Below are 24,505 nucleotides of genomic sequence, written 5' to 3'. Positions count from 1 at the left end.
AAAACATAATGGACAGTACCAAGATGAAAAACATACCCAGTGAATTCTTTACCATTATTAATCCTCCTTATTCCGATAAAATAAAATTTTGTTCTCTAAAAAGAATATACAATACTATCTAACGAAATTCAAGGGTTTCAAAAATATTTATCGAATTATGTTTCATTATAAAGAACGAAAAAGAGGGTGTGTAGGAGGTGAGTATGATGAGAAGAGGCATCGCTTTTCTTTTTTTAATCGTGTTATTTACGTGGACGATTGTAACAGTCAGCGGAGAATGGGAAACGATCCGCAAGGAAATAGACACATTTATCGAAACGGTCGATCAGTGGGAGAGAGGAGAAGGACTGGAAGGTGCTACTACTTCTCCGGATCAAGAACAATCATCAAAAGAACCGACTGAGGCTCTTCCTGATGAGAAATTACAAGGAGAATCTGTCCGTACCATTTACGGAACGAGCTGGGTTCTTTCCGAAATAGGAAATGGAAATGTGGTATTCGGAGATGAAGAAGGTACCGGAAAATATATCTGGAAACCGGAAGAAGGGTTTGGGGAAGTGAACGTCGGGGCATCTGCTTCTTCTGTTGCCGAAGCCTGGGGGGAACCTGAGGAATCGGTGAGGCGGGGAATGACGAATGTTTCTTTTCCTGCCGATCATTACGATATTTACGTACGAGATGATAAAGAAATAACGGTATTCTATGACCGTCATGAAGGGAACATCGTCAAATCCATCTATGTCGTATCCCAAGGACAGGCCACGGGAATGAACCGATATTACGCACAAGCGGAAAACTGGGTGGATGAAGATCAGGCACAAATCATGTTCGGCCTCATCAACAAAGATAGAGTATCACGCGGGTTGAACCCCCTTACATGGAGGGAAGAACTTGTACCGGTGGCAGAAGCACACAGCAAAGACATGAACAGACGGGACTATTTCTCCCACACGAATCCCGACGGGGAAGGACCTGCCGATAGAGCGAAGGAAGCGGGGATTTCCTTCCGTATGATCGGAGAGAACCTTGCTTACGGTCAGAGTAATGCTGTGTATGCCCATGAAGGACTTATGGATTCCAAAGGACACAGAGAGAACATCCTGAATCCCCACTACGAGGAAGTAGCTATCGGTATTGACGTGAACGATGAAGGAGCTCCTTACTTTACGGTCCTATTCTATACAGGGCGCTGACGGCTTCATCCGCTTTCCACACATAAAGGTAGAAATCACCTCATTATTCAGGGGCGATTTCTACCGTTTTTCATCTATTCATAGATTTCCTGCTTCCGGATCATTGGAGAGATGATTTCAGCTTCTGCCGGCTTTCCAAAGTAATATCCCTGGTATTTGTGGCATCCGTGTTTCTTCAAGAATTCGAGCTGTTCTTTCGTTTCTACTCCTTCTGCAATCACTTCAAGGCCCAGGTTATGGCCAAGCGAGATGATTGTGGTGATGATGTCATTGTCATCACTGTCACTATTGATATCCCTAACAAAAGATTGATCGATTTTGAGCTGATCGATGGAGAATTTCTTCAGGTAACTTAGAGAGCTATAGCCGGTGCCGAAATCATCTATGGCAATTTTGACACCGATGTCTTTCAAATCTTTGAGGATCGCTACAGCTTCGTCTGCGTGGATCGCCATCGATTCTGTAATCTCAAGTTCCAGCCACCTGGCACTGAGACCGGTCTTATAGAGGATTTCAGCGATGGTAGAGACAAGGTTCGTGTGATAAAACTGCCGCATGGATAGGTTCACAGATACGGTCAATGGTGGAAATCCCTGGTCTTGCCACGCTTTGTTCTGCCTGCATGCTTCTTCTAATACCCATTCACCGATGGGGACGATAAGCCCTGTTTCTTCTGCGATAGGGATGAATTCACCGGGGGAAACCGTACCCAGCTCTTCGTTATTCCAGCGGAGAAGGGCTTCGATTCCTATGACTTCCTCTTCATTACCGGCTACTTGCGGTTGGTAAACCAGGTGGAATTCCTCCTTTTTCAAAGCCTTGTACAAAAAAGATTCTGTCTTAAGGCTGGCAGAAGGTTTCTGAACTTTAGGACTGTAAAACTGGTAATTATTTTTACCGGAATTCTTCGCGTGGTACATAGCATTATCGGCACGTCGTATCAGTGTTTCCGTACTCGTACCATGGGCGGGATACATACTTATACCGACGCTGACCGTGGAAACTGATTCGAACCCTTTCAAATCGTAGGTTTTCGCCGTTTCTTTGATCAGGTCCTCAGCGATTTCCTTTGTCTTCTCTTCGTCGGACGGATGGGCGAGAATGATGAATTCATCTCCTCCGTACCTGAATAATGTCCCTCTATGACCAAGGGTTATCTCGAGGCGGGTCGCCATCATTTGAAGCAGGGTATCTCCCATGTGGTGACCGAGATAGTCGTTGATGAATTTGAAGCGGTCGACATCAAGAAAGAAGATGGAGAATTCTTCGTCGTGTTCTTCTGCTTCCTGAAGGACTTCCGCGATACTTTCAGTGAAATGCCGCTGGTTAGGAAGACCTGTCAATGTATCGTGATAGGCGAGGTGGTTCATCCTCGTCTGTACTCGCTTCCACTCCGTGATGTCTTTTCCGATACAGTGGATGCCTGTAATCTCTTCATCTACGTAAATAGGGATGAGTGTTATATGAATGTCGAGGCGTTCCCCCATCATACTGTGGATCGTCGTTTCATACTGGTGGGGTGCGCCGTCGAGAGAAATAGTGAACTGTCTCATCGTTTCTTCTCTCTGTTCGGGGACGACAAACGGAAGAAAAGAACGCCCTACCAGGTCTTCAGAAGCGGCACCTGTAATCTCCTCTGTTCTGCTATTTACGTGAGTGAATTTTCCATTGGTATCAAAAGTCATGACTGCATCTATATTGTAATCGAAAAGCGCCCGATATCTTTGTTCGCTTTCGTGAAGACGCTTTTCCGTTTCTCTTTTATCCGTTCTATCCCGGGCAATGCCGATAACACCTGTAATTTTGTCATCAAGGACGAGGGGGACGGCGGTCACATCCATGATATGGTGACGATTATCACGTGAGACGATGATCGTTTCGAATCGCACTGTTTCTCCTCTCATCACCTTATAAAAATAGGGTATCGTATTTTTTCCGGCTTCCGGTGTCAAATAATCGAGGTAGGGCGTGCCTGTGATCTCTTCTGTCGTATATCCGAAAACCTCTTCGGCTGCAGGGTTTATCGTCTTGTAAATACCATTCATATCTATAGTGAAAATAATATCCGGGTGATAAAGGAATAAGGACTGGAATTCCTCGTTGGTTCGCTTGAATTTATATTCGATATCTTTACTTTTGGTAATATCTGACGCTACCGTAAGCATGTATGTATGTCCATCTGAAAGCGTAATAGGATGACTTCTTACTTCCGCAGGCAATTCATAACCATACTTAGTATAGTGGATTTCTTCCTTCTTCTCCGCCGAAAAGGGGCCGAGAAATTCAGAAGGAAGGATAGTCATGAATTCGTCTTTCGTGTAGCCGAGCTTGGAAAGTACTGTGCTGTTGATATCGATGAACCGGTCATGCTCCGGGTCGCTCAGGAAAATTCCATTATCTGTGCTGTGAATGATTTTGATAAGGTCTTCTCTTGTCCAGGTGAACTTGTCCAACTCGTCTCCGCCCCCTTCTGTGATCTCATTATCTGTCAATTTCAGTTTATCAGGAAAAAGGTATCTATTCTACAACTTTCGAACCATTCGAAGGGAGATATCCAAAATCTTCGACATAGATACGTGGGAATAAGGGAACTAGACAAGTATGTTAAATCATGTAGTTAAGGAAAGGTAGAACGAATTACTGAACAGAGGAGTGAACGGGATGATCAAAGATGATGTCAAGGAGACGAAGCGTTACCTCCGAAAGCAGACGTTACACACGATTTTGGAAGAATTCGATGGGAAACTGATGAACCTGACGAAGACGGATCGCCGAGCGAAGTACAGGAAGATGAAACAGGACCCTTACAGTTTCTTCCGGGGTAGTGCCTATCTATTTTTCTATGACGTAGTGAATATCCCTTTTAAATATCACACACCGCGGGAGAACCCTACATGGATCATGGGAGACATGCATATGGATAACTTCAGTGCCTTCCGTAACGAAGCAGGAAACATTGTGTTCGATGTGGACGATTTCGATGAAGGGTTTCTCGGTTCTTACCTGTACGACGTCCTTCGTATGGTTGTGAGTATTCGTCTGTTTGCTGAAGGGCAAGGGTTTTCTGAAGATGAGCGTGATGCGTTCGTCGCTCATTTCTGCAAAAAGTATCGGAAACAGATGAAGAAGTTCGATGAAGGGAAGGAAGACCCGGTGACCACGGAATTCACCGTTGATAACACGAAGAGCGCTATCAAAAAAGCTCTGGAAAAATTGGAAGAGCGTGAGGCGACGCACGAGCTCGAAAAACAGACGGAAACAGACGGACAGGGGAATCGTCACTTCGACCGGGAGAAATCCAAACTTAAAAGTGTGTCGAATGCGGACTGGAAACGGATCCATGAAGCATGGCCGCAATACCTCGATTCCCTTGCAGAAGAAACGTACCGGGGAGAATCACACTACGAGATCAAGGATATCGTTAAGAAGAAGGGAGCCGGTATAGGTTCCACGGGGCTCAAACGATTCTATGTATTGATTGAAGGTAAACATGACGATGCGCATGAGGACGACATTATCCTTGAAGTGAAAGAAGCGCGCACCCCTATCCCCGCCTACTTCTTTCCGTACGATGAAGAATTCTGGGTCATGCATGATCATCAGGGGGAGCGGGTCATAACCACCCAGCAGGCGATGCACCATATGTCTGACCCATATCTCGGTTATTTGCATGCGGGAGGGAGCGATTTCTATGTGAGGGAACGTTCACCTTTTGAAAAAGACCTGAAAGAAAAGCATTTGAAGAAGTTCAAATCTGTAAAGCAGACGGTCGCTGTCATGGCAAAAGTAGCTGCGAAAATCCACGCCCGTGCGGACGTCGACCTGGAGCATGATATTCTCGATTATCATAGTGAATCGGAAATAATGAAAGTGCTGAAGGGTGAGAAGGAAGGGTTCATCGAAGAGATGCAGCTATGGTCCAAATTTTATAAGGAACGGGTGGAAGAAGATTTCGAACTGTTCAAGGATTGGCTGAAGGAAGATTTTGAACGTCGGTAAAAGCATGACTGGGACTTATCTATGGAGGTGCTCTTCTGAGGGAAACATAGTATAATAAAGGAAAAGAGGGAGGAGGCTGCCCGATGAAAAAACTGCTGATTGTGGGGCTGATCCTTGTAGCTGGTTGTTCAACGCAGGAGGCGGAGCCGGAACCCGAAGAAGAGAAGGAGAGCCCTCAAACGGAAGAAACGTCCCAGCAGGAACAGGACTCGATTGCTGTCGATAAAGGGGTATTCAACGTGGAAGTGACGATGCCGATGGCGCTGTTCGAGATGGATGAGACGGATTTCGAAGAAGTGAAAGCCAGTGCGGAGGAAGAAGGCGTGGGAGAAGTCGTCAATAATGGAGACGGAACCATCACTTACAAGATGTCGAAATCGAAGCATGAGGAAATGATGAGCGAAATGGAGCAGGAAATTGAAACCGCAATGACAGACATACGGGAAAGCGGCGATTATGTTTCCATCAACGATATTACAGCGAATAAGGACTATTCGGAGTTCACGATGGTTGTGGAACGGAAGAAATACGAAGAAAGTTTTGACGGGTTCGCCATTTTCGGTGTCGGAGTACTCGGTTCGTATTATCAGCTTTTCGATGGGGCGGATCCCGAGAGTTACAGCACGGTTATACACATCGTTGATGAAGCTTCCGGAGAGGAATTCGAAACAATCCGATTGCCGGAAGCCTTTGAGGAAATGGGAGAAGTGGAGCAGTCGGGCTGACAGGTATTTTTCAATAACAGATGGATCAACCCTGGATGATTACTCCGGGGTTTTTATTTACAAGCAGCCTTTCATCCTATTTACATATTGGACACAGGGAGAGGATAAGGGATGACACGGATTCTTATCATAGAAGATGAACAGAAAATAGCCAGGGTCCTGGAACTCGAATTGACCCACGAAGGGTATGAAGTCTCGAAAGCTTATGATGGATTAGAGGGATTAAGGTTATATAGAGAACAGGAGTGGGATCTTATCCTGCTTGATATCATGTTACCCGAAATGAGTGGCAGGGACGTACTTCGACGTATCCGTTCAGGAGACGAGGAGACGCCTGTAATCATGCTCACCGCCATGGGGGAAGTGAAAGACAAAGTGGAAGGGTTGGATCTCGGGGCGAATGACTACGTAACCAAACCGTTTGATATGGAAGAACTGTTTGCGCGGATTCGGGCAAATCTCCGTCCTAAGAATGGCTCGGAGGCCATGAGGATTCTGGATCTCGAAGTGAATGAAGTAACCCATGAAGTGAAAAGAGACGGTAAACTCATTGATTTGACGGCGAAAGAATTTTCTCTGCTTGCTTATCTGCTGAAACACAAACGCCAGGTTATGAGCAGGGAGCAATTGCTCGTAAACGTGTGGGGCTACGATTATTATGGAGATACGAATATCGTCGATGTTTATATCAGATACGTGCGTAACAAAGTGGATAAACCATTCGGAACACCCTTGATTCAAACAATCCGTGGCGTCGGTTATGTCATGAAGGAACCGACATGAGACTTACAACGAAGATTCATCTGTTTACGACGGTATTGTTTACGGTGTTGCTGATTGTATTCAGCCTGGCGATCTACTTTTCCTTTAGTCGTCTGACTTATAATAGTCAACTTGAAGAGGCGAGAAATGACTTGGAAAGAACCGCCAGAGAGGTCGACAGTGTCCAGAATCAGGCAGAAGCGGAGTCCCTTTTTCGAGCCTATGTGCCGGTGAACGGTATGCTTCGCGTCGTCCTCCCTGATAATCGTGTAGAAGTGAGTGTTGCTTCCGGAGAGGTCGATTATCTTAGGGAAGAGAATGCAGAGTTCTCCAGGGAGTCTGCTTCTGAAGTCATAGATATTGATGGGGAGCCTCATGCGAAAGCTTCCATACCGATTATATGGACGGGAGGAGAAGTTGTAGTTCTGGAGCGCTATGAACGTTTATCGTCTGTCGCTGAGAATTTGAGTACACTCGCAGTGGTTCTCGTGATCGTTTCTGTATCGGCCCTGATCCCGCTCTATTTTTCAGCGAAATGGATAGGAAGAGTGATTGTACGCCCGATCACTTCTTTGATTCAAACGATGCGTCGAATACGACATAGCGGAAGATTTGAGCTGATTGAGACAAAAGGGAAGAGCAAAGATGAACTTCAGGAAATGGCAGAAACATTCAATTCCATGATGGAACGTCTGAAAGACAACTATGAGAAGCAGGAACAGTTCGTAGCTAACGCCTCTCACGAATTGAAAACTCCTTTGACGGTCATTGATTCTTACGCCGGTTTATTGAAAAGACGCGGCCTTGAGGGTGAAGAGCTCTTCCGGGAATCGGTCGATGCGATTCATGAGGAGGCTGGACGGATGTATGAATTGACGCAGCAGTTGTTGTTGCTGGCAAGGCATGAGGACCAGCTGAAGGTAGACTTTGAAAGCGTGGAACTGAATGAACTTTTGAAGAAGTCGGCAGGAGTTTTTGAAAAAGGGTACAACAGAAGGATCGATTTTCATCCCGCTGATGAAAAGATCATCCTCGAAACCGATGAACAGAAAGTGAAACAGATTGTTTTTATTCTACTTGATAACGCGCGTAAATATAGTGAAGACGCCATTGAAGTCAAGGTGCACAGAAGTGGGGATCGAGCACTCATTGAAGTTACGGACTATGGGATAGGAATGACACAGGAACAGATCGCTCGTGTCTTCGATCGTTTCTATCAGGCTGATGAAGCAAGGACGGATGGCTTCGGTCTCGGGATGTCCCTTGCGAAAGAACTTGCCCGTGTATTGGAAGGAACGATGGAAATAGATAGCGTGAAAGGAAATGGGACAACGGTACGTCTCTCCCTCCCTGTTTCTCAGTGAATTCTCATTTTTCCCCATTATAATGATAGAAAAGGAGGAGTGATCATGTCCAGGAAGATAATAGGTGTCATGCTTGTACTTCTCGTGTTCGGAGTTATCTCCTGGTTTGTAATGGGGGCGTGGCAGGAGGAAGCGCTTGATTCTGAAGAAGCACGTGATCTGGTCACTTCTCACTATCAGGGTTCGATTCTCGAATGGAAAGAAGATGAAGAGCGCTTTATCGCTACTGTTGAACGGGATACCGGAGTGTATGCTATTACGATAGATAGAGAAAGTGCTACGGTGGAAGACGTCAGGCGTCTTGAGGAGAATGCTATCGAAAAAGAATCTGAGGCACCTTCTGAAACAGAGGAAGAGCCGCTACGGTTGTTGACAGAGGAAGAAGCCGGGATCAACGCTCAAGAAGAGGTGGCAGGAACCATCGATGATATTGATTACGAACAAGAGGGGGATATCCCTTATTATCTTGTAGAAATCGAACGTTCTGATGAGCGGGAAGCGACAGTTCAGATTCATGCGATTAACGGAGAAGTGATGTCCATCACCTGGGACGACTGATCGACATTCTCATCAGATTCTCATGTTTCTCTCCTTTTCTTTTCATATTCGGAAGATATGATGAAGATGACCAAATAAAGAAAGGATGACGACAATGAGAAATAAATGGTTGATCGGTTTAGGAACAGCGGTTCTTATAGGTGGCGGGGCCTTCAGCGTGAATGCACTCACCAATGAAAATAGCGGTCCGGTGGATCTATCTGAAGAGGAAGCGACGAAGATCGTACAGGAAGAAATGCAGGGTTTTACCGTGGATAGTGTGAAGAGAGACGACGATGATGGCCGGGCGGTCTATGAAGTGAAAGGAACGACTGAAGAAGGAAAGCAGCTTGACGTAGACATTGATGCGAATGAAGGGTCCATTACGGAAATGGATCACGATGGAGAAGACAAAGAATATACCGGTGAAAGAACGTTGAGCGAAGAAGAAGCCAAAACGATCGCCAAAGAAGAAGCATCAGGCTCCATCACAGAATTTGAGATCGATGACGGTCACTATGAAGTGGAAGTGAAGGACGGGAATACAGAGTATGAGCTTACTATCCATGGGCAGACCGGTGAAGTCCTCGAGTTCGAACAGGAAGAGAAATGACCTCAGCTGAAGAGCTGAGGTTTTCCTATTCACTTTCTCAGTTGTAGAAATAGAAGCAGGCTGACTGGAAGAATGTAAAAGAATTCATATTTGATGATAGAAACCCCGTACGTATCTGTGCTCACCGGGTAAAAGAGATGAACGCCGTTTCCGAGATAATCGATTCCGAGAGAGCTGACAATGAGGACGAGGGAAAGACGCCACCAGATTCCCCATAAAGTCATAGAGAGCATCGTCCTCATCAGAATAGCGAAAACAATCGCGATCAGAGGTACAGTAATGAGAGAATGACCGTACAGCACACCGAATAGTTTCGGAATATCCGGGATGAGTACAAGAAAGGCGACTGCTCCCAGAAGAATCAGCCTCGTTCCTCTATAGGGAAAAGCAGGCCCTCGGAATAAGACATCTGCGACGAGCATGCCGGTCAATATATGGAGCATCGTTGAAGGGATGTGTGTAATCAATAACTCAAGCATAAGCACCTTCCTCTCTCCCTCCTCATACCCCGAACAGATATTTGTGAAAAGTCAGTTTAATTGTAAAACGCTTTCATTTATCTTAATATTGAGATAATTACTGCGAAGGAGTGGAGCACATGGAAGCGAAACAGACGGTATATGTCAACAAGTTCACGGATGGTGTACTTGATCCTGGGAAAGAGATGGAATACAGGGTCAGGGACGGCGGGCACATCGTCGCCAACACGACTCCGGGATGTTGGGGGCCGATGATCACCCCGGCACTGAAAGGCGGACATGAAGTGACCAGGCCCGTGTACGTAGAAGGAGCAGAAGTAGGAGATGCTATCGCTATCCGTATCCAGTCGATCGAAGTGACTTCGATGGCTACGGCTTCAGGCAACGACCAGCCTGTAGAAGGAAGGTTCACGGGAGACCCGTTTGTGGACGGGAAGTGTCCAAGCTGCGGGACGGAAAATCCAGAGACATACATCGAAGGCATTGGCCAGCAGTCGATCCGCTGTAAGGAATGCGGAGAGGACGTGACGCCGTTCGTGTTCACCAATGCTTATACGATCGCTTTCAACCAGCAGAAAAATATCGGTCTTACGCTGAATAAATCTGCGGCTGAGAAGGCGGCAAGAGACGCGAAGCATTACATGGGAACGCCCGAGGAATCGATCCAGAACCCGGTTGTGACATTCGCTCCTCATGATATCGTCGGGGCTATGGCACGCTTGCGACCATTCCTTGGACAACTCGGTACCACACCGTCACGTCCGATTCCTGATTCGCACAATGCCGGCGATTTCGGTCAGTTCCTGATTGATGCTCCTCACCAATACGGGCTCACGAAAGAAGAACTCGAAGACCGTACAGATGGACATCTGGATATCAACAGGGTGCGGGAAGGAGCGATACTTATTTGTCCGGTGAAAGTCGAAGGCGGAGGGGTCTACCTCGGGGATATGCACGCGATGCAGGGAGATGGTGAAATAGCAGGTCATACGACAGACGTTTCCGGAATCGTAAGTCTGCAGGTGGAAGTCTTGAAAGAAATAGATATCGAAGGACCGATCCTTTTACCAGTCGAAAAAGACCTCCCTTATCTTGCCAAACCTTTCTCTGAAAAAGAAAAAGAGCAGGCGAAAGCGCTCGGAAAGCAGTGGGGCGTAGAAGAGTTCGAAGATTCCTTACCTGTATCTTTTATAGGCTCAGGAGCCGACTTGAACGAAGCCACGACAGTAGGCATGGAGCGAGCAGCTAAAGCCTTCGGGATAGACGTTCCGGAAGTGATGAACCGCTCTACTATCACCGGGTCTATCGAAATCGGTCGTCATCCCGGCATGGTGACGGTGACATTCTTGGCACCGAAGCACTACCTTGAGAAGAAGAACCTGGAAAGAATCGTAGAAGAGCATTACAACTGAATGTACTCTAACACCCGTGATCTTTCACGGGTGTTTTCATTTTGACCTAAAGATAAGTTTCTTTCGAAAAAACTATTGCATAAAGATACATGAGAATGTATTATTAGTCATTAACGAACCAAAGTCGAATGGAGGCGAACCTTATGGACGCACAACAATTGAAAAATGAAAACGAAATGAATACAGGTAAATACACACCGAAGCAATTATCCAAATTTCTTATCCCTTCCATCATCGGTGTTCTCCTTTTCCTTGTTCCTATATCTGTTAATGACACGGTGACAATCGGTCTGGGAGTTATGGCAGATGGGCTTCAGGCTGCTCTCGGCCCTTACATTCCGGCATTCATGACATTGGTGTTATGGATTTCTGCTGTCGGAAGTCTGGCAGTCAAATTCTTTCCATCTAGCACGTATCAGAATAATGCGTTCGTGACCGCTATTTTTGACGTCGGGGCGTTCTGGATTACGCTACGTTTCATTGGTGCCATCTTTGCACTGATGACGTTATTCAGTGTAGGACCGGAAGTGATCTGGTCCGACCTTACCGGAGTGGTGGTTCTGTACGATCTCGTCCCTGTACTGATGGTATGGTTTTTATTCGCGAGTCTGTTCATGCCGCTTCTTCTCGAGTTCGGTCTTATGGACTTCATCGGAGCGATGGTGAGGAAGGTGATGAACCCATTATTCCAGCTGCCTGGTCGTTCATCTGTAGATGCGATGGCATCGTGGATGGGAAGTGGGACGGTAGGAGTACTTTTGACCACCCAACAGTATGAACAGGGGTACTATACGAAAAAGGAAGCCTCGATCATCGCAACGAACTTTTCGATTGCATCCATCGCTTTCAGTCTCGTTATCGCAAGATTTCTATCCATCGACCACTTGTTTGTTCAATTTTATGCTACAGTGATTGTGTGCGGAATTATAGCGGCGATCGTCATTCCGAGAATTCCGCCGTTGTCGAATAAGAAGACGACGTATCATGCGCCGGTCGGGCGTCAGATTCAGGAAGATGTACCCGAGGGATGGTCGACATTCCGGTGGGGCGTGGACCGTGCTGTGAAAAAGGCGGATCAGGTGAAAGGTGCCGGACAAGTCGTGAAGAAAGGGTTATTCCACGTGGCTGACATCTGGCTCGGGCTCATTCCGCTTGTGATGGCCCTCGGAACTATCGCCCTTGTAATCGCTGAATTCACACCGATTTTCACGTATTTATCCTATCCTTTCATTCCTATTTTGAATCTGCTACAGCTTCCTGAAGCAGAAGCGGCAGCACCTGCAATGATTGTAGGATTTGCAGATATGTTTCTTCCTGCAGTCATAGGGAGTGGAATCGAAGCGGAAATCACCCGTTTCGTGATCGGAGTGATGGCACTCACCCAGCTCATTTATATGTCAGAAATCGGTGTACTTCTCATCAAGTCGAATATCCCGATCAATCTGTTCGAACTGTTCATCATCTTTCTGCAGCGTACAGTCGTCACGCTGCCGATTGCCGCAGCAATGGCTCACTTATTTTTCTTCTAAGAGAGGGTATCAATTATGGATGAAATCAAAGATCTGGTAGACAAACACCTTGCGCCCAGTATGGCGAAAGATCACCCGAATCTTCCGGTCGATAAGGAAGAAGGGCACTACTACTATGGAAAAGATGGCAAGAAATATTTGGACTTCACATCAGGGATTGCGACGACAAACGTCGGTCACAGGCATCCAAAAGTCGTTGAAGCGATCAAACAGGGAGCGGACGAGCTCACCCATGGTCCTTCGGGCGTCATCATGTATGATTCAATCCTTGAGTTATCGAAACGCCTTGCAGAAATTCTTCCCGGGGACCTCGACTGTTTCTTTTACGGAAATAGTGGAGCGGAAGCTGTGGAAGGCGCATTGAAGCTCGCCCGTCACGTAACGGATCGGCCGTATGTCGTTTCTTTTCTTGGAGGATTCCACGGCCGTTCGATGGGAGCGCTCAGTGTTTCCACTTCGAAAAGCAAATACCGTAAATATCAGCCGGTGAATGGAACGTATCAGCTCCCTTATGCGGATCCGGATGCAGAAGATCCGGCGGCAGAGCTTAACCATCATGCGGAACAGCTATTCAAATACCAGGTCGCTCCTGAAGAGGTGGCTGCCTTCATTGTGGAACCTGTACTTGGAGAAGGCGGCTATGTCGTACCACCAGAAGCCTGGCTGAAGCGGGTACGTGAATTGTGTGATGAACACGGCATTCTTCTTATTTTCGATGAAGTGCAGACCGGCTTCGGGCGTACCGGAGAATGGTTCGCTTCTCATACGTTCGGTGTCACGCCGGATGTCATGGCGATTGCTAAAGGAATTGCCAGCGGCCTGCCGTTAAGTGCAACTGTCGCTTCGAGAGAGCTGATGCAGAAATGGCCGCTCGGGAGTCATGCGACGACATTTGGGGGCAACCCGATCGCCTGTCACGCCGCGAATGCGGTCCTTGATGTCATTGAAGAAGAGAACCTTTTAGCGAATACGAAGGAACAGGGGAATTACGCCTACGACCGACTTCTTTATATGAAAGAGAAGTATCCGGAAATCGGACGTGTCCGCGCGCTCGGTCTGATGATCGGCATCGAAATGGTCGATCCTGAAACGGGAGAACCGAGCAGTGACGTTCTTTTTGAATGTCTCGACCGTGCTCTTGAAAAAGGGGTGCTGTTCTATTTCGGAGGGAATCAGACGGAAATCATGCGGATGATTCCTCCGCTTACGATAACTAAAGAAGAAATCGACCAGGGTCTCAATTTATTCGAGGAGACATTGATCGAACGGAGAAACAGCAAGTAGAGTCATGATCTCCTGATAAATAAAGCCAGTCTGCTTTTCATTGAAGCAGACTGGCTTTTCGTATGTCTATAGATTCTGATTTCTGTTCTTTTGCTCTTCCATTTGTTTGTACTCCTGGTTCAGTGCTTTAAAGAGACCAATAACCATGAGAATCATGACAAAGGAGAAAGGGAGGGCCGCGGCGATGATCGTATTCTGAATGGCCTGGAGTCCCCCCACATAAAGAAGAATCAGGGCTACCGACGATTGAGCGATTCCCCATATGATTTTGATTCTGTTCGCAGGTACAAGTGAGCCGTGCATCGATTGCATACCAAGTACGAAAGTGGCAGAATCGGCGGACGTAATGAAGAACGAGCCGATAAGTAATATAGCTATCAACGATAGCAATAGCGACAACGGGAGTTGATCGAACATATTGAACAATACAAGTTCCGTTGCATACTGTGTAAGTTCGGACCCCTTATTTTGAAGATCTCCGGAAGTCGTCCCGAAGACAGCGAACCAGATGGAGATGAGTAATGACGGAATCGTCAGGACGCCGGTGAGAAATTGACGAATCGTGCGTCCGCGGGAGACCCGGGCAATGAACATACCGACAAACGGGGCCCACGAAATCCACCATGCCCAATAGAAGATGGTCCAACTGTCCAGCCAGCTGCGATTGTCGCTTTCAAGAGGAGCTGTCCGGAAACTTATTTCAATGAAGTTCTGGATATACATACCGAATGTTTCAGTGAACATATTCAGAATCAGTATCGTCGGACCGAGAATCAGCACAAGTACCAGCAGGGTGACAGAAAGCACCAGGTTTGTATTGGATAAGTATTTGATCCCTTTGCTTAATCCCGTCCAGGCCGAAATCAGAAATAGCAGCGTGACCACGACTATGATGATGAACTGGGAAGTGAAACCGACTTCGAAACCGAATAGATGGGAGAGCCCTGCGTTAATCTGGACTGCCCCGAAACCAAGAGAAGTAGCCACACCGAATACGGTTGCGAAGACAGCCAGGACGTCGATCAGGGTACCGAGTGGACCGTTCATCTTTTCTCCGAACAACGGTTTCAGGGTCGTGGAGATGAGGCCGGGCTCCCCTTTTCTGAACTGGAAGAAGGCTAAAGCGAGCGCTGTGACGCCGTACATAGCCCAAATATGGATACCCCAGTGGTAGTAAGAGTAGACAAGGGCTTCTTTGAAAGCTTTGCCGCTTCCTGTTTCCGCTGTAGGTGAATCCGACATATAGTGGAAAAGAGGTTCAGCAGCTCCGTAGAATACCAGGCCGATCCCCATCCCTGCTGAAAACAGCATCGCTGTCCAGGTAGGTAAAGAAAACTCAGGTTTTTCTCCGTCTTTCCCGAGACGTATTTTCCCCCAGGGGCTGATGGAGATGGAAATGGCTACGATGACGAGGGCGGACATAAGTAGCAGGTAATACCAGCCGAATGTCGTAGCGACATAAGATTTAATGGTCCCCGTTATTTCTTCGAACTGATCAGGAAACAAAGCCCCGAATATAACGGTGGTAACAACTAATGCAAGTGTAATGAAAAAAACTCTGGATACGCTTTTCATGGTTCCTCCTAAAAAATTATGGCGTGATGACAACAAATGAACACAAATAAAAAATACTTTCGTAAAGCTGGATTGTTCGTCTAGTAAGAACATGAGAAGCTCTACTGAAAGTATTTCACCTTTGTCATTATACGTAATTCCTGACAAAACACAAATAGGTTCAAGGGGATGAATTTACGAAAATGTAGTCATTTTTCCTCGAAAAAATAAATATAAGGCGATTTGTACGTAAATATAACGTTTTCAATCATAAATGATAGATATATCTAAGTTTTTCTCCTTGTATCTTTCTATATCTTCTATTAGAATGACCGAAGAATGAATGTAGAGAAAGAAAGGAGGGAGAGTCATGCTGTACCGTTCCGGTGTGTACGTCCTCGGCATGCTTATCAATTTTTTCGGGGTGGCATTGTTAATCAACGCTGCACTTGGAGCTGGATTCTGGACCGCCTTTTTCATTGGGGTCTCAGACCATCTCGGATTTACTGTGGGTTTCTGGTACGGGGTATTCCAGTTTCTGATTGTGTTCGTGAACGCCTTGCTTATGAAACAGGCGCCTGAAATCAGAGCAGTTATCCCTATCGTAATGGAAAGTCTGATCCTCGACTTTTGGCTGGAGATTGTATTCGCCTCTGTGAACTTTGCTGTGTATCCGTTTGCCGTTCAACTGGCCATCTTACTGGTAGCAGTGATGATCATCGGTCTTGGTGTCGCTGTGTATATTCTGCCGCAATTCCCACGGGCGCCGGTGGACCAACTGTTTCTTGCCGTGAGTCATCGTTTCAATTTAAGCCTGCAGGTAGGTCAGACGGCGGTAGCGGCAACCATGACTGCTCTCGCCTTCATTATCGGTGGTCCTGTCGGTCTTGGCACACTGGCACCGATGATTATGCTCGGTCCATGGATCCAGTGGTTCTATACCAGAAGCTACACGCTGTATTATCGTTACCATCCGTCAATCGGCAAAGAGCTCGAAGAAGAAATGCTTTAAAAAAAGCTGCCCGACGAAGGGCAGCTTTTTGTATATCAGAAAAGATGAATATCATAAGCGTCGAGGATGTAGCGAGGTACGAAGAAACGCGCCGTTTTCAGTGGATCCACGACCTGGCTGACTTCCACCTGGCCTGCAGCACTCATAAGCATCGTAAGCTCTGAAGTCGTCATGTCCACATGAGGGAGGATACGGTCGATCATCATTTCGACTGCTGTATCCACCGCTTCATCGAGCGTTTCTTTGGAAACGATTGTCGCCACCCCTTCATCGTCTTCAAGCATCGGATAAGCGAGCGACTCCGCTTTCAAGACTTCTGCGGTAAGCGTCACCTCTGCTGGGATTTCAACTCCTGACACACTAATCTCCCCGTCTCCCATGGCTGCGTGCAAGTCCCCGAGAGCCAACAATGCCCCTGGTTGAAAAACAGGGAAGTAGAGAGTCGCACCAGTAGTGATCCGTTTCGTGTCCATGTTTCCTCCGTGAGCATCCGGTGTGCCACAGTTCACTCCTTCGCCTTCAGGAGCTACTCCTATCACCCCTATCATCGGGTTCAACGGAAGAGATAGTTTATCATCAAACACGACTTTTCCATTCTCGATCGGGAGAACTTTCACTTGGAAATCTTCCATACGATGTCCCATGACTCCAAGGTTCGGTCCTGTCAGCATAACTCCCTGGTCTCCGAGGTCAATGTTGTCGATGCGAACTTTCAACACATCCTCTGGTTGTGCTCCTTCGACATGGATCGGGCCTGTCGCCGGGTTGATGCGATTCCAGTCCAGTGTATCCATTTCAATAGATTCCTTCTGGATCTGGTTTTCAAAACAGTCGTATGTATGGACGACCACCTGTTCTCCGGAGGAAATGTGAAAAGCGGGTTCATTTTCTTTATCCATGGCGTAGACGAATTTTTCTTTTTCGAGTTGTTTCATAGAATCATCGACTCCTTTCCCATTATTAGGTATTATTATATAGGAAAGGACGGATCGGGTCATGTCAAAGAGTCTGAATATTCCATGGATTCTCGCTATCGGATGGATGGCGACCATTTTTTATTTATCTCATCAGCCGGGAGAGGAATCTGGAGAGCTGAGTTCGATAGTTGCAGCTGTTTTTTCCGTGATACCTCTGCCGGAAGATCAGTTGCATTACCTGGTGCGAAAAGGGGCGCACGTGTTTGCTTATTTCCTGCTGGCTATTCTTTTTTATTCAGCTTCACGGAAATGGTATGTGGCTTTGGTGATCTCCGTAATCTATGCGATGAGTGATGAGTTTCATCAGAAGTTTATTCCTGGGAGGAGCGGGCAAATCAGTGATGTAGGTATAGATAGTTTGGGGGTCATACTGGGAGTGTTCACTTTTGCAGTCTTCTATAGAAAAAAGCAGAGTGCCTCTTCTGAATGATTACAGGGGAGACTGCACGGCATTTTTCACTGGTAGAAGGTATTGTACGGTTTAGTTGTGCCGACTTTGAGGGAATTCTTACAGAAACCGTGATAACATGGGTAATAGTACTGAGGTTAAGGAGGACAAGTGAATGAGAACATTGGTTTTAGCAGTATTGTTAGTTATCGCTATTCCATTCGTTGCCTCGGCTGAAGAAATTCAGTGGGAAGAGAAAAACGGAGTGGATGCCGATAAGAATTGGACAGTGGAATTCAACGTTCCACTTGAGGACACGACAGAAAACAAAAACTTCATTTTTGTGCAAACGGAAAGTGGAGAAGTTCTGGAAAACGGGGTTTCCCTGGATGGCAAGAAAGCGACCATTTACGCAAATAATCTCTATGAAGCGGGCCAGAGCTACGAGTTACATATTACAGAGGAGCTGGCTTTTGAAAATGGCAAGATGTATCAGAATAACTTGATTATGCCTTTTACGATTCAGACGGATGATTCAAGTGGAAACGAAGGCAGTTATTTTGATGCAGAGCTAGAAGAAGGTCTTGCTAAAGGGAAGTTGAAAGGTGCTCCTTTGTCTCTTGGTAATTCTATCAATGCACCGGATGAACAAATCGGCACGAACTACGAAAATCAGGAACTGCTCGGTTTTCAATTTAAGTATTACACAGATTATGCTTTTGGCTGGGATCCGAATGCAGAAGAAGAAGGGTTGAAAGCGATCATCAAACAGCTTCCGGCTGATACGTATGATCGTAGTGATGTAGAGGAAATGTTCGGAAATGAAATGATCACCCAGTATAGGGAAGAAGAAAATCAGACAGCCGCAGTTTACCTGGTAGGTGAGTATCAACTAGTCGTTACGTATGAAGGCAATGGTATCGATGGATCTGTTACTGCTGTAGGTTTGGTTGACTATTTATAATACAAGAAACCCGCTCATCTAAAAGGTGAGCGGGTTTTTATCATTCAGGAAGCTTTTCTGGTTTCCAGGTTCTGTGCGTGACTTTTCCTGCGGGGAGAAGCGTGGAATACAATATTAAGGACGATAGCGGTCAGACTCCCGGCTACAATACCATTACTCGTGAGAATCTGCACACCTTCCGGAAGACTTGCGAACAGTTCAGGTACTGCTGTTACGCCGAGCCCCATACCGACAGAGCAGGCGACGATCATCGAATTCTCCGCTGAATTCTGAATGACAGGACTGAGCATCTTGATTCCTTGCGCAATGACCATTCCGAACATAGCGAGCATCGCACCACCGAGAACCGGGGTGGGGATGATGGTTGTAATAGCGGCAATCTTAGGAATGAAGCCTAGAGTTATAAGCATTACGCCGGTAGTAAGGATCACTTTTCTCGATTTGACTCCAGTCATGTTCATCAGTCCGACGTTTTGAGAGAAAGCGGTGTAAGGGAACGCATTGAAGATTCCTCCGAGAACGATTGCCAACCCTTCTGCACGATAGCCGCGGGCCAGGTCTTTTTCATCCAGTTTCTCATCTCTCATATCACTCACGGCAAAATAGACACCAGTGGATTCTACTACAGAAACCATAGCGACCAGCGTCATGGTGAGAATCGCGGACCAGTGGAAGGTAGGCATGCCGAAATAGAAAGGTTCTACCATATGAAAGATATTCGCTTCTCCTACGGCAGAAAAATCGACTTTTCCGAAAAACGAAGCGACGATGGTACCAGCGACGAGACCAAGCATAATAGCGATGGACTTGGCGAATCCGGAAGCGAACCGGTAAAGAAGAATGATGAATAAAAGTGTCCCGAAAGCGAGTAGAAGATTGGCACCGGAACCGAAGTCTTCTGCTCCTTCCCCGCCACCCATATTCTTGATGGCCGCAGGAATCAGAGTGATCCCGATTACGGTAACCACCGTTCCTGTTACCACTGTAGGGAAAAAGCGGACGAGACTTCCGAAGAAGCGGGCGAGTACAACGACGAGAAGTCCGGAGACGATGATTGAACCATAAATGCCGGACACGCCGTATTGCCCGCCGATGGCAATCATCGGACCAATCGCCGTAAACGTACATCCGAGGACGACCGGGAGTCCGATTCCGAACCATTTCGTACGTAACACCTGAAGAATGGTGGCTACGCCGCACATAAGAATATCGATGGCTACAAGGTAAGTGAGTTGTTCCGATGTAAGTCCGAGTGCTCCTCCGACGATAAGAGGAATCAGAACCGCTCCTGTATACATAGCTAAAAGATGCTGAAAGCCGAGTGCTGCTGTTTTCAATGTGTCGCCTCCTGTTCTGTAAATGTAATGGTGTCATTCTCGAGCGAAGCGATAGAAGCAAGAGCTTCCACGCGGATGTTTCTCTGCCTTAATGATTTTCCTCCGGCTTGAAAGGCTTTTTCGATCACTACGCCGCATCCGGCAAGGCTTGCGTCACTTTTTTGAACGATATCGACCATGCCCTGCAGCGCTTCTCCATTTGCAAGAAGGTCATCGATGATAAGAACATGATCCTTTTCTGAAAGATATTTTTCAGCGATACTGATGGTGTTTTCCGTCTGCTTCGTGTAGGAATAGACGGTTGCGGTCAACAAGTTATTCTGCATCGTGAGGGACTTCTGTTTTCTCAGGAAGATGACAGGGACGCCAAGTATTAGACCGGTCATCGTCGCAGGTGCGATCCCTGAAGACTCGAGTGTAATGATTTTGGTTACAGGTTCATTGTTGAACTTGTCTGCAAAGACCTCTCCTATTTCTTGCATGAACGATGGCTCAATGCAATGGTTCAGAAAAGCATCCACTTTTATGACAGAAGGGGAGAGGATGGTACCTTCTTCTCGGATTTTTCGTTTCAATGCTTCCATAATTCGAACCTCCAATATGTAAAAAGAAATAAAAAAGACACGCCTGCTATGAAAAAGCAGACGTGTCCCATTCACACACATCAATGCTTTTTCATAGTCGGTTCATTTACGGTAAACCGGTAGAAACTCGCAGGCCTTATCCCCGCTATTATATGAAAAAGTAGATTTTTTAAATTCTGTCTCCGTTGAATATGGAGTTTTTCACAACAACGTAATCCACGTGACGTAACCCCTCGAGAGAGTTGCCACCTGAGTAGGAAATGGCGGACTGAAGATCCTGTTCCATTTCCTGAAGCGTGTCTTTGACGCTTCCTTTATGTTCGACGACGATCTTTTTGCCTTCCACGTTTTTCTTCTCGCCTTTTTGATACTCGGATGCGGAGCCGAAGTACTCTTTATAGAGCTTTCCGTCGATATCCTTCGTTTCGCCGGGAGATTCTTCGTGGCCTGCGAAAAGGGAGCCGACCATCACCATGGATGCACCGAAACGGATAGATTTCGCGATGTCGCCATGGGTACGGATTCCGCCGTCTGCAATGACAGGTTTGCTCGCTGCTTTCGCACACCAGCGAACAGCTGCCAGTTGCCAGCCTCCGGTGCCGAAACCTGTTTTGATTTTCGTGATGCAAACTTTTCCGGGTCCAATCCCGACTTTGGTAGCGTCCGCTCCCGCATTTTCAAGTTCACGTACTGCTTCCGGTGTGCCGACATTTCCGGCAATCACGAACGTTTCAGGCATATGCTGTTTAATAAAGCGGATCATATCGATGACGGCCTGGGAATGTCCATGTGCAATGTCAATCGTCATGTAATCAGGGGTCAGTGCTTCTTCGACCAACGATTCCAGAAATTTATACTCTTCATCTTTTACCCCTACACTGATAGAGGAGATGAGATTCTCATCTTTCATTGCTTTAATGAAACTCTTGCGTTTCTCAGGTTCGAAACGGTGCATGATATAGAAATACTGATTAGCTGCAAGTTTTCTGGAAAGCTCTTCATCCACGACCGTCTGCATATTTGCAGGGACGACGGGAAGTTTGAACGTATGCTTGCCGAGCGTTACGGATGTATCGCATTCGGATCTGCTTTCTACAATACATTTGGAAGGGACTAACTGGATATCTTCATAATCAAAAACATTTTCCACATGGTTCACCTCTAAAAACGAATAATATTTATTATGTGATGTTTAATGTTCGTACAATGATTAATGTAAAGGAAAATGAAGTATTTGTCAAAGTGAAAAACGATTGTTTTTTAGGTTTTTTATTTTATTGTTCGTCTTTTAGAGTGAAACATGAAAAAGACGCCCGATTATGGACGCCTTCCTTGAATTATTATAAAACTTTGCTGAGAAACTCCTGGGTCCTCGGGTTCTGAGGATTACCGAAGAGATTCTCCGGCTCGTCTTCTTCCATGATAATACCTTCATCCATGAAAATAACGCGGTCACCCATCTCTCTGGCGAAACCCATTTCGTGAGTAACGACGACCATCGTCATCCCTTCTTTGGCAAGGTCTTTCATAACTTCGAGAACATCGCCGACAAGTTCCGGGTCGAGAGCGGATGTGGGTTCGTCGAACAGCATGATTTTCGGATTCATCGCGAGGGAACGTGCGATGGCGACACGTTGTTTCTGACCACCGGACAAACTCTCGGGATACACATCCGCTTTTTCCTCCAGGCCGACTTTCTGTAAAATCGGGATAGCATCTTTACGTGCTTGATCCTTTGATACCCCTTTGATTTTCATCGGACCGAGCGTGATGTTGTCCATGACTGTCATGTGGGGAAAGAGGTTGAAGTGCTGGAATACCATCCCTACACGAGTCCGTACTTCATTGATGTTGACGTTTTTGTCTGTAAGATTATCCCCTTCGATATATACATCTCCGGACGTCACTTCCTCCAAAAGGTTCAGGCAGCGGAGAAGGGTACTTTTCCCTGATCCCGAAGGACCGATGACACATACGACTTCCTGCTCGTGAACTTCCAAGTCGATGCCTTTCAGGACCTCGTTTTTTCCGAAAGATTTATGCAAGTCTTTGACCGTAATCATTTTACTCATACATCGAGTCTCCTTTCCACTTTACGCAGGTACAGGGCAGTAGGTACTGTGATTGCCAGATACATGAGGCAGACCATCGTAAGTGCCTCGAAAGCGGCAAACGTTGTACCGTAATATTGCTGACCCATGTAAAGGAGTTCTCCGACGGCGATGACAGAGAAGAGGGAAGTATCTTTCAGACTGATGACGAATTGGTTTCCGAGTGGAGGGATCATTCGTTTGAATGCCTGGGGCCAGATAATGTATCTCATCGTCTGTCCTCTCGTCAGACCGATAGATCGGCCGGCTTCGTTCTGTCCTTTATCGATAGAATAAACGGCACCACGGACAATCTCCGCAATATAAGCCCCTGCGTTCAGTGCAATCGCAATGATAGAGGCAGTGATCTTATCGATGTTGAACCCTATGAGATCCGGCAAACCGAAGTAGATGAATAGAATCTGAGCCAGGATCGGCGTCCCGCGCAGAGCTTCTACATAGATAGAAGATATGATATAAATCAGTTTATTTTTTGAAAGACGGGCCAGGCCGAAAATCGCCCCGAGAATGAAGCCGAAGAAAAGGCCGACCCCTGTGATGATGAGGGTCCAGACCAACCCTTCGAATAGAAAGGGGAGGACCCGTATGTAGTGGGAATCCATAATCGCTTCCATGTGTACGTCGCTCCTTCATTATGACTGAATTTTAAGTGATAGGGAGAAAGCGCAACAGAGAACTGTTACGCTTTCTGTGTTATTCCGAAGATTCCGTGCCGTATTTACGCTCACCGAACCATTCTTCATAAATATCATCATAGGTGCCGTTATCGATCAATGTCTGAAGTGCTTCGTTTACAGGCTCTACAAGTTCGGAATCCTGTGGGAAAGCGATCCCGTACTGTTCCCCCTGAAGGATGTCACCGACGGTTTTCAGTTCGCCTTTAGCGTCGTTATTTACATAGTATTGTACGTTCGGTACATCATACATAACTGCATCCACACGGCCTGCCTGGAGATCCATGTAAGCTTCTACGATTCCTGGGAATGTCACGATTTCCGCTTCCGGGTGATTTTCCGACAAATACGTTTCACTTGTCGTTCCGGAGCGTGTACCTACTTTTTTACCAGCAAGGTCGTCTTCGGATTGGATGTCTTCATTTCCTTCCTGTACCGCAATGATAAGTCCGGCATCATAATAAGGGTCGGAGAAGTCGATTGTTTCCGCACGTTCCTCCGTAATCGTCATACCGGCGATACCGATGTCATAACGACCCGTCTGCATTCCGGCGACTACCCCGTCGAATTTCATCGATTCAATATCCACTTCAAATCCGGCTTCATCAGCGACAGCGCGGATAAGATCCATATCGAACCCTTCCATTTCTCCGGTTTCTTCATTCAGGAATTCAAATGGTACAAAGTTATTATCCGTAGCGACGGTATATGTATCTCCGCTACTTCCCTCGCCAGAGTCGCCGCCTTCACCACTGGTATCAGATCCACCTTCTTCGGATGATCCGCATGCAGCAAGCAGCGTAACAAGTAAAAATAATGTGAAAAGACCCAACCATTTCTTCATTTCTGTTCCCCCTTAACTAAGATACCTACTATTATCACAAACTTTAGCAATAATGTAAATATTCTGAATAATTTAAAAATCAAGTAAAATCTAGCTTATCAACAGGTTAGAGAAGAAAATTAAGCAGTTTTGTTTGAAATGCGAAGGATAACTACGTATTACT

The 24,505-nt window shown here is 46.5% G+C and carries 23 protein-coding genes and 1 riboswitch; of the genes, 13 read left to right on the top strand and 10 right to left on the bottom strand.

What is annotated here, in order from left to right; translation table 11 throughout:
- Nucleotides 1-203: 203 nt before the first annotated feature.
- Complete coding sequence (locus tag BLQ44_RS06295; protein WP_093193036.1) at nt 204-1,193, top strand: CAP domain-containing protein; 990 nt, start codon at nt 204-206, stop codon at nt 1,191-1,193.
- 74 nt (nt 1,194-1,267) lie between these two features.
- Here BLQ44_RS06295 and BLQ44_RS06290 read toward each other — a convergent pair whose 3' ends face one another.
- A complete protein-coding gene (locus BLQ44_RS06290) occupies nt 1,268-3,646 on the bottom strand; it encodes a sensor domain-containing protein (RefSeq protein WP_093193035.1) in 2,379 nt (792 codons plus the stop codon).
- A gap of 208 nt (nt 3,647-3,854) precedes the next feature.
- On the opposite strand from BLQ44_RS06290, the gene BLQ44_RS06285 reads away from it, so the two are divergent.
- The 6 genes from BLQ44_RS06285 to BLQ44_RS06260 all read left to right on the top strand — a co-directional run bounded on the left by BLQ44_RS06285 (nt 3,855) and on the right by BLQ44_RS06260 (nt 9,193).
- On the top strand, nt 3,855-5,192 hold the full coding sequence (locus BLQ44_RS06285) for a DUF2252 domain-containing protein (protein ID WP_093193034.1): 1,338 nt from the start codon (nt 3,855-3,857) through the stop codon (nt 5,190-5,192).
- A gap of 83 nt (nt 5,193-5,275) precedes the next feature.
- Nucleotides 5,276-5,917: a hypothetical protein gene (locus BLQ44_RS06280; protein WP_093193033.1), complete on the top strand. Its 642-nt coding sequence runs from the start codon at nt 5,276-5,278 to the stop codon at nt 5,915-5,917.
- A gap of 111 nt (nt 5,918-6,028) precedes the next feature.
- Complete coding sequence (locus tag BLQ44_RS06275; protein WP_093193032.1) at nt 6,029-6,700, top strand: response regulator transcription factor; 672 nt, start codon at nt 6,029-6,031, stop codon at nt 6,698-6,700.
- Nucleotides 6,697-8,043 (top strand): sensor histidine kinase, encoded by a 1,347-nt coding sequence (locus BLQ44_RS06270; protein ID WP_093193031.1) that lies wholly within the window; start codon nt 6,697-6,699, stop codon nt 8,041-8,043. Before BLQ44_RS06275 ends, BLQ44_RS06270 begins: the two co-directional genes overlap by 4 nt.
- Nucleotides 8,044-8,088: 45 nt before the next feature.
- Nucleotides 8,089-8,601 carry a PepSY domain-containing protein gene (locus BLQ44_RS06265; RefSeq protein WP_093193030.1) on the top strand — a complete coding sequence of 171 codons (513 nt, stop codon included), beginning with the start codon at nt 8,089-8,091 and terminating at the stop codon, nt 8,599-8,601.
- 94 nt (nt 8,602-8,695) lie between these two features.
- The gene (locus BLQ44_RS06260; RefSeq protein ID WP_176757446.1) at nt 8,696-9,193 is read left to right on the top strand and encodes a PepSY domain-containing protein; all 498 of its coding nucleotides are present in this window, start codon (nt 8,696-8,698) and stop codon (nt 9,191-9,193) included.
- A 29-nt stretch (nt 9,194-9,222) separates the two neighbouring features.
- On the opposite strand, the gene BLQ44_RS06255 is transcribed toward BLQ44_RS06260, so the two are convergent.
- Entirely contained in the window at nt 9,223-9,672 is a 450-nt protein-coding gene (locus tag BLQ44_RS06255) for a hypothetical protein (RefSeq protein ID WP_143004703.1), read from the bottom strand.
- 119 nt (nt 9,673-9,791) lie between these two features.
- On the opposite strand from BLQ44_RS06255, the gene BLQ44_RS06250 reads away from it, so the two are divergent.
- The 3 genes from BLQ44_RS06250 (at nt 9,792) to BLQ44_RS06240 (ending at nt 13,897) form a co-directional block, all read left to right on the top strand.
- Complete coding sequence (locus BLQ44_RS06250; RefSeq protein ID WP_093193027.1) at nt 9,792-11,084, top strand: acetamidase/formamidase family protein; 1,293 nt, start codon at nt 9,792-9,794, stop codon at nt 11,082-11,084.
- A gap of 143 nt (nt 11,085-11,227) precedes the next feature.
- The gene (locus tag BLQ44_RS06245; RefSeq protein WP_093193026.1) at nt 11,228-12,613 is read left to right on the top strand and encodes a YjiH family protein; all 1,386 of its coding nucleotides are present in this window, start codon (nt 11,228-11,230) and stop codon (nt 12,611-12,613) included.
- 15 nt (nt 12,614-12,628) lie between these two features.
- Nucleotides 12,629-13,897 carry an aspartate aminotransferase family protein gene (locus BLQ44_RS06240; RefSeq protein WP_093193025.1) on the top strand — a complete coding sequence of 423 codons (1,269 nt, stop codon included), beginning with the start codon at nt 12,629-12,631 and terminating at the stop codon, nt 13,895-13,897.
- Nucleotides 13,898-13,963: 66 nt separating this feature from the next.
- Here BLQ44_RS06240 and BLQ44_RS06235 read toward each other — a convergent pair whose 3' ends face one another.
- Nucleotides 13,964-15,472: a BCCT family transporter gene (locus BLQ44_RS06235; RefSeq protein WP_093193024.1), complete on the bottom strand. Its 1,509-nt coding sequence runs from the start codon at nt 15,470-15,472 to the stop codon at nt 13,964-13,966.
- A 349-nt stretch (nt 15,473-15,821) separates the two neighbouring features.
- On the opposite strand from BLQ44_RS06235, the gene BLQ44_RS06230 reads away from it, so the two are divergent.
- Complete coding sequence (locus BLQ44_RS06230) at nt 15,822-16,463, top strand: YczE/YyaS/YitT family protein (protein ID WP_093193023.1); 642 nt, start codon at nt 15,822-15,824, stop codon at nt 16,461-16,463.
- A 35-nt stretch (nt 16,464-16,498) separates the two neighbouring features.
- Here the strand turns inward: BLQ44_RS06230 and BLQ44_RS06225 are convergent, their stop codons facing one another.
- Entirely contained in the window at nt 16,499-17,398 is a 900-nt protein-coding gene (locus BLQ44_RS06225) for an acetamidase/formamidase family protein (protein ID WP_093193022.1), read from the bottom strand.
- Between the two features lie 61 nt (nt 17,399-17,459).
- Here BLQ44_RS06225 and BLQ44_RS06220 point away from each other — a divergent pair, with 61 nt between their 5' ends.
- Nucleotides 17,460-17,870, top strand: a complete 411-nt coding sequence (locus tag BLQ44_RS06220; protein WP_093193021.1) for a VanZ family protein — start codon at nt 17,460-17,462, stop codon at nt 17,868-17,870.
- Nucleotides 17,871-18,003: 133 nt separating this feature from the next.
- Complete coding sequence (locus BLQ44_RS06215) at nt 18,004-18,792, top strand: Ig-like domain-containing protein (protein WP_093193020.1); 789 nt, start codon at nt 18,004-18,006, stop codon at nt 18,790-18,792.
- A gap of 44 nt (nt 18,793-18,836) precedes the next feature.
- Here BLQ44_RS06215 and BLQ44_RS06210 read toward each other — a convergent pair whose 3' ends face one another.
- The 6 genes from BLQ44_RS06210 to BLQ44_RS06185 all read right to left on the bottom strand — a co-directional run bounded on the left by BLQ44_RS06210 (nt 18,837) and on the right by BLQ44_RS06185 (nt 24,342).
- Nucleotides 18,837-20,129 carry a nucleobase:cation symporter-2 family protein gene (locus tag BLQ44_RS06210; protein ID WP_093193019.1) on the bottom strand — a complete coding sequence of 431 codons (1,293 nt, stop codon included), beginning with the start codon at nt 20,127-20,129 and terminating at the stop codon, nt 18,837-18,839.
- A complete protein-coding gene (locus BLQ44_RS06205; RefSeq protein ID WP_093193018.1) occupies nt 20,126-20,713 on the bottom strand; it encodes a xanthine phosphoribosyltransferase in 588 nt (195 codons plus the stop codon). Before BLQ44_RS06205 ends, BLQ44_RS06210 begins: the two co-directional genes overlap by 4 nt.
- A gap of 74 nt (nt 20,714-20,787) precedes the next feature.
- Nucleotides 20,788-20,889, bottom strand: a riboswitch (purine riboswitch).
- On the bottom strand, nt 20,883-21,863 hold the full coding sequence (guaC, locus tag BLQ44_RS06200) for a GMP reductase (RefSeq protein WP_093193017.1): 981 nt from the start codon (nt 21,861-21,863) through the stop codon (nt 20,883-20,885). Its footprint overlaps the riboswitch before it by 7 nt.
- A 190-nt stretch (nt 21,864-22,053) precedes the next feature.
- Entirely contained in the window at nt 22,054-22,776 is a 723-nt protein-coding gene (locus BLQ44_RS06195; RefSeq protein WP_093193217.1) for an amino acid ABC transporter ATP-binding protein, read from the bottom strand.
- Nucleotides 22,777-22,781: 5 nt separating this feature from the next.
- On the bottom strand, nt 22,782-23,438 hold the full coding sequence (locus BLQ44_RS06190) for an amino acid ABC transporter permease (RefSeq protein WP_093193016.1): 657 nt from the start codon (nt 23,436-23,438) through the stop codon (nt 22,782-22,784).
- A gap of 79 nt (nt 23,439-23,517) precedes the next feature.
- A complete protein-coding gene (locus BLQ44_RS06185) occupies nt 23,518-24,342 on the bottom strand; it encodes a glutamine ABC transporter substrate-binding protein (protein WP_093193015.1) in 825 nt (274 codons plus the stop codon).
- Between the last annotated feature and the right edge of the window lie 163 nt (nt 24,343-24,505).

Source organism: Salimicrobium halophilum, from assembly GCF_900100295.1.
GTDB lineage: Bacteria > Bacillota > Bacilli > Bacillales > Halobacillaceae > Salimicrobium > Salimicrobium halophilum.
Note: the sequence above shows the minus strand (reverse complement) of the source record. Positions and strands in the feature narration are given on the sequence as shown.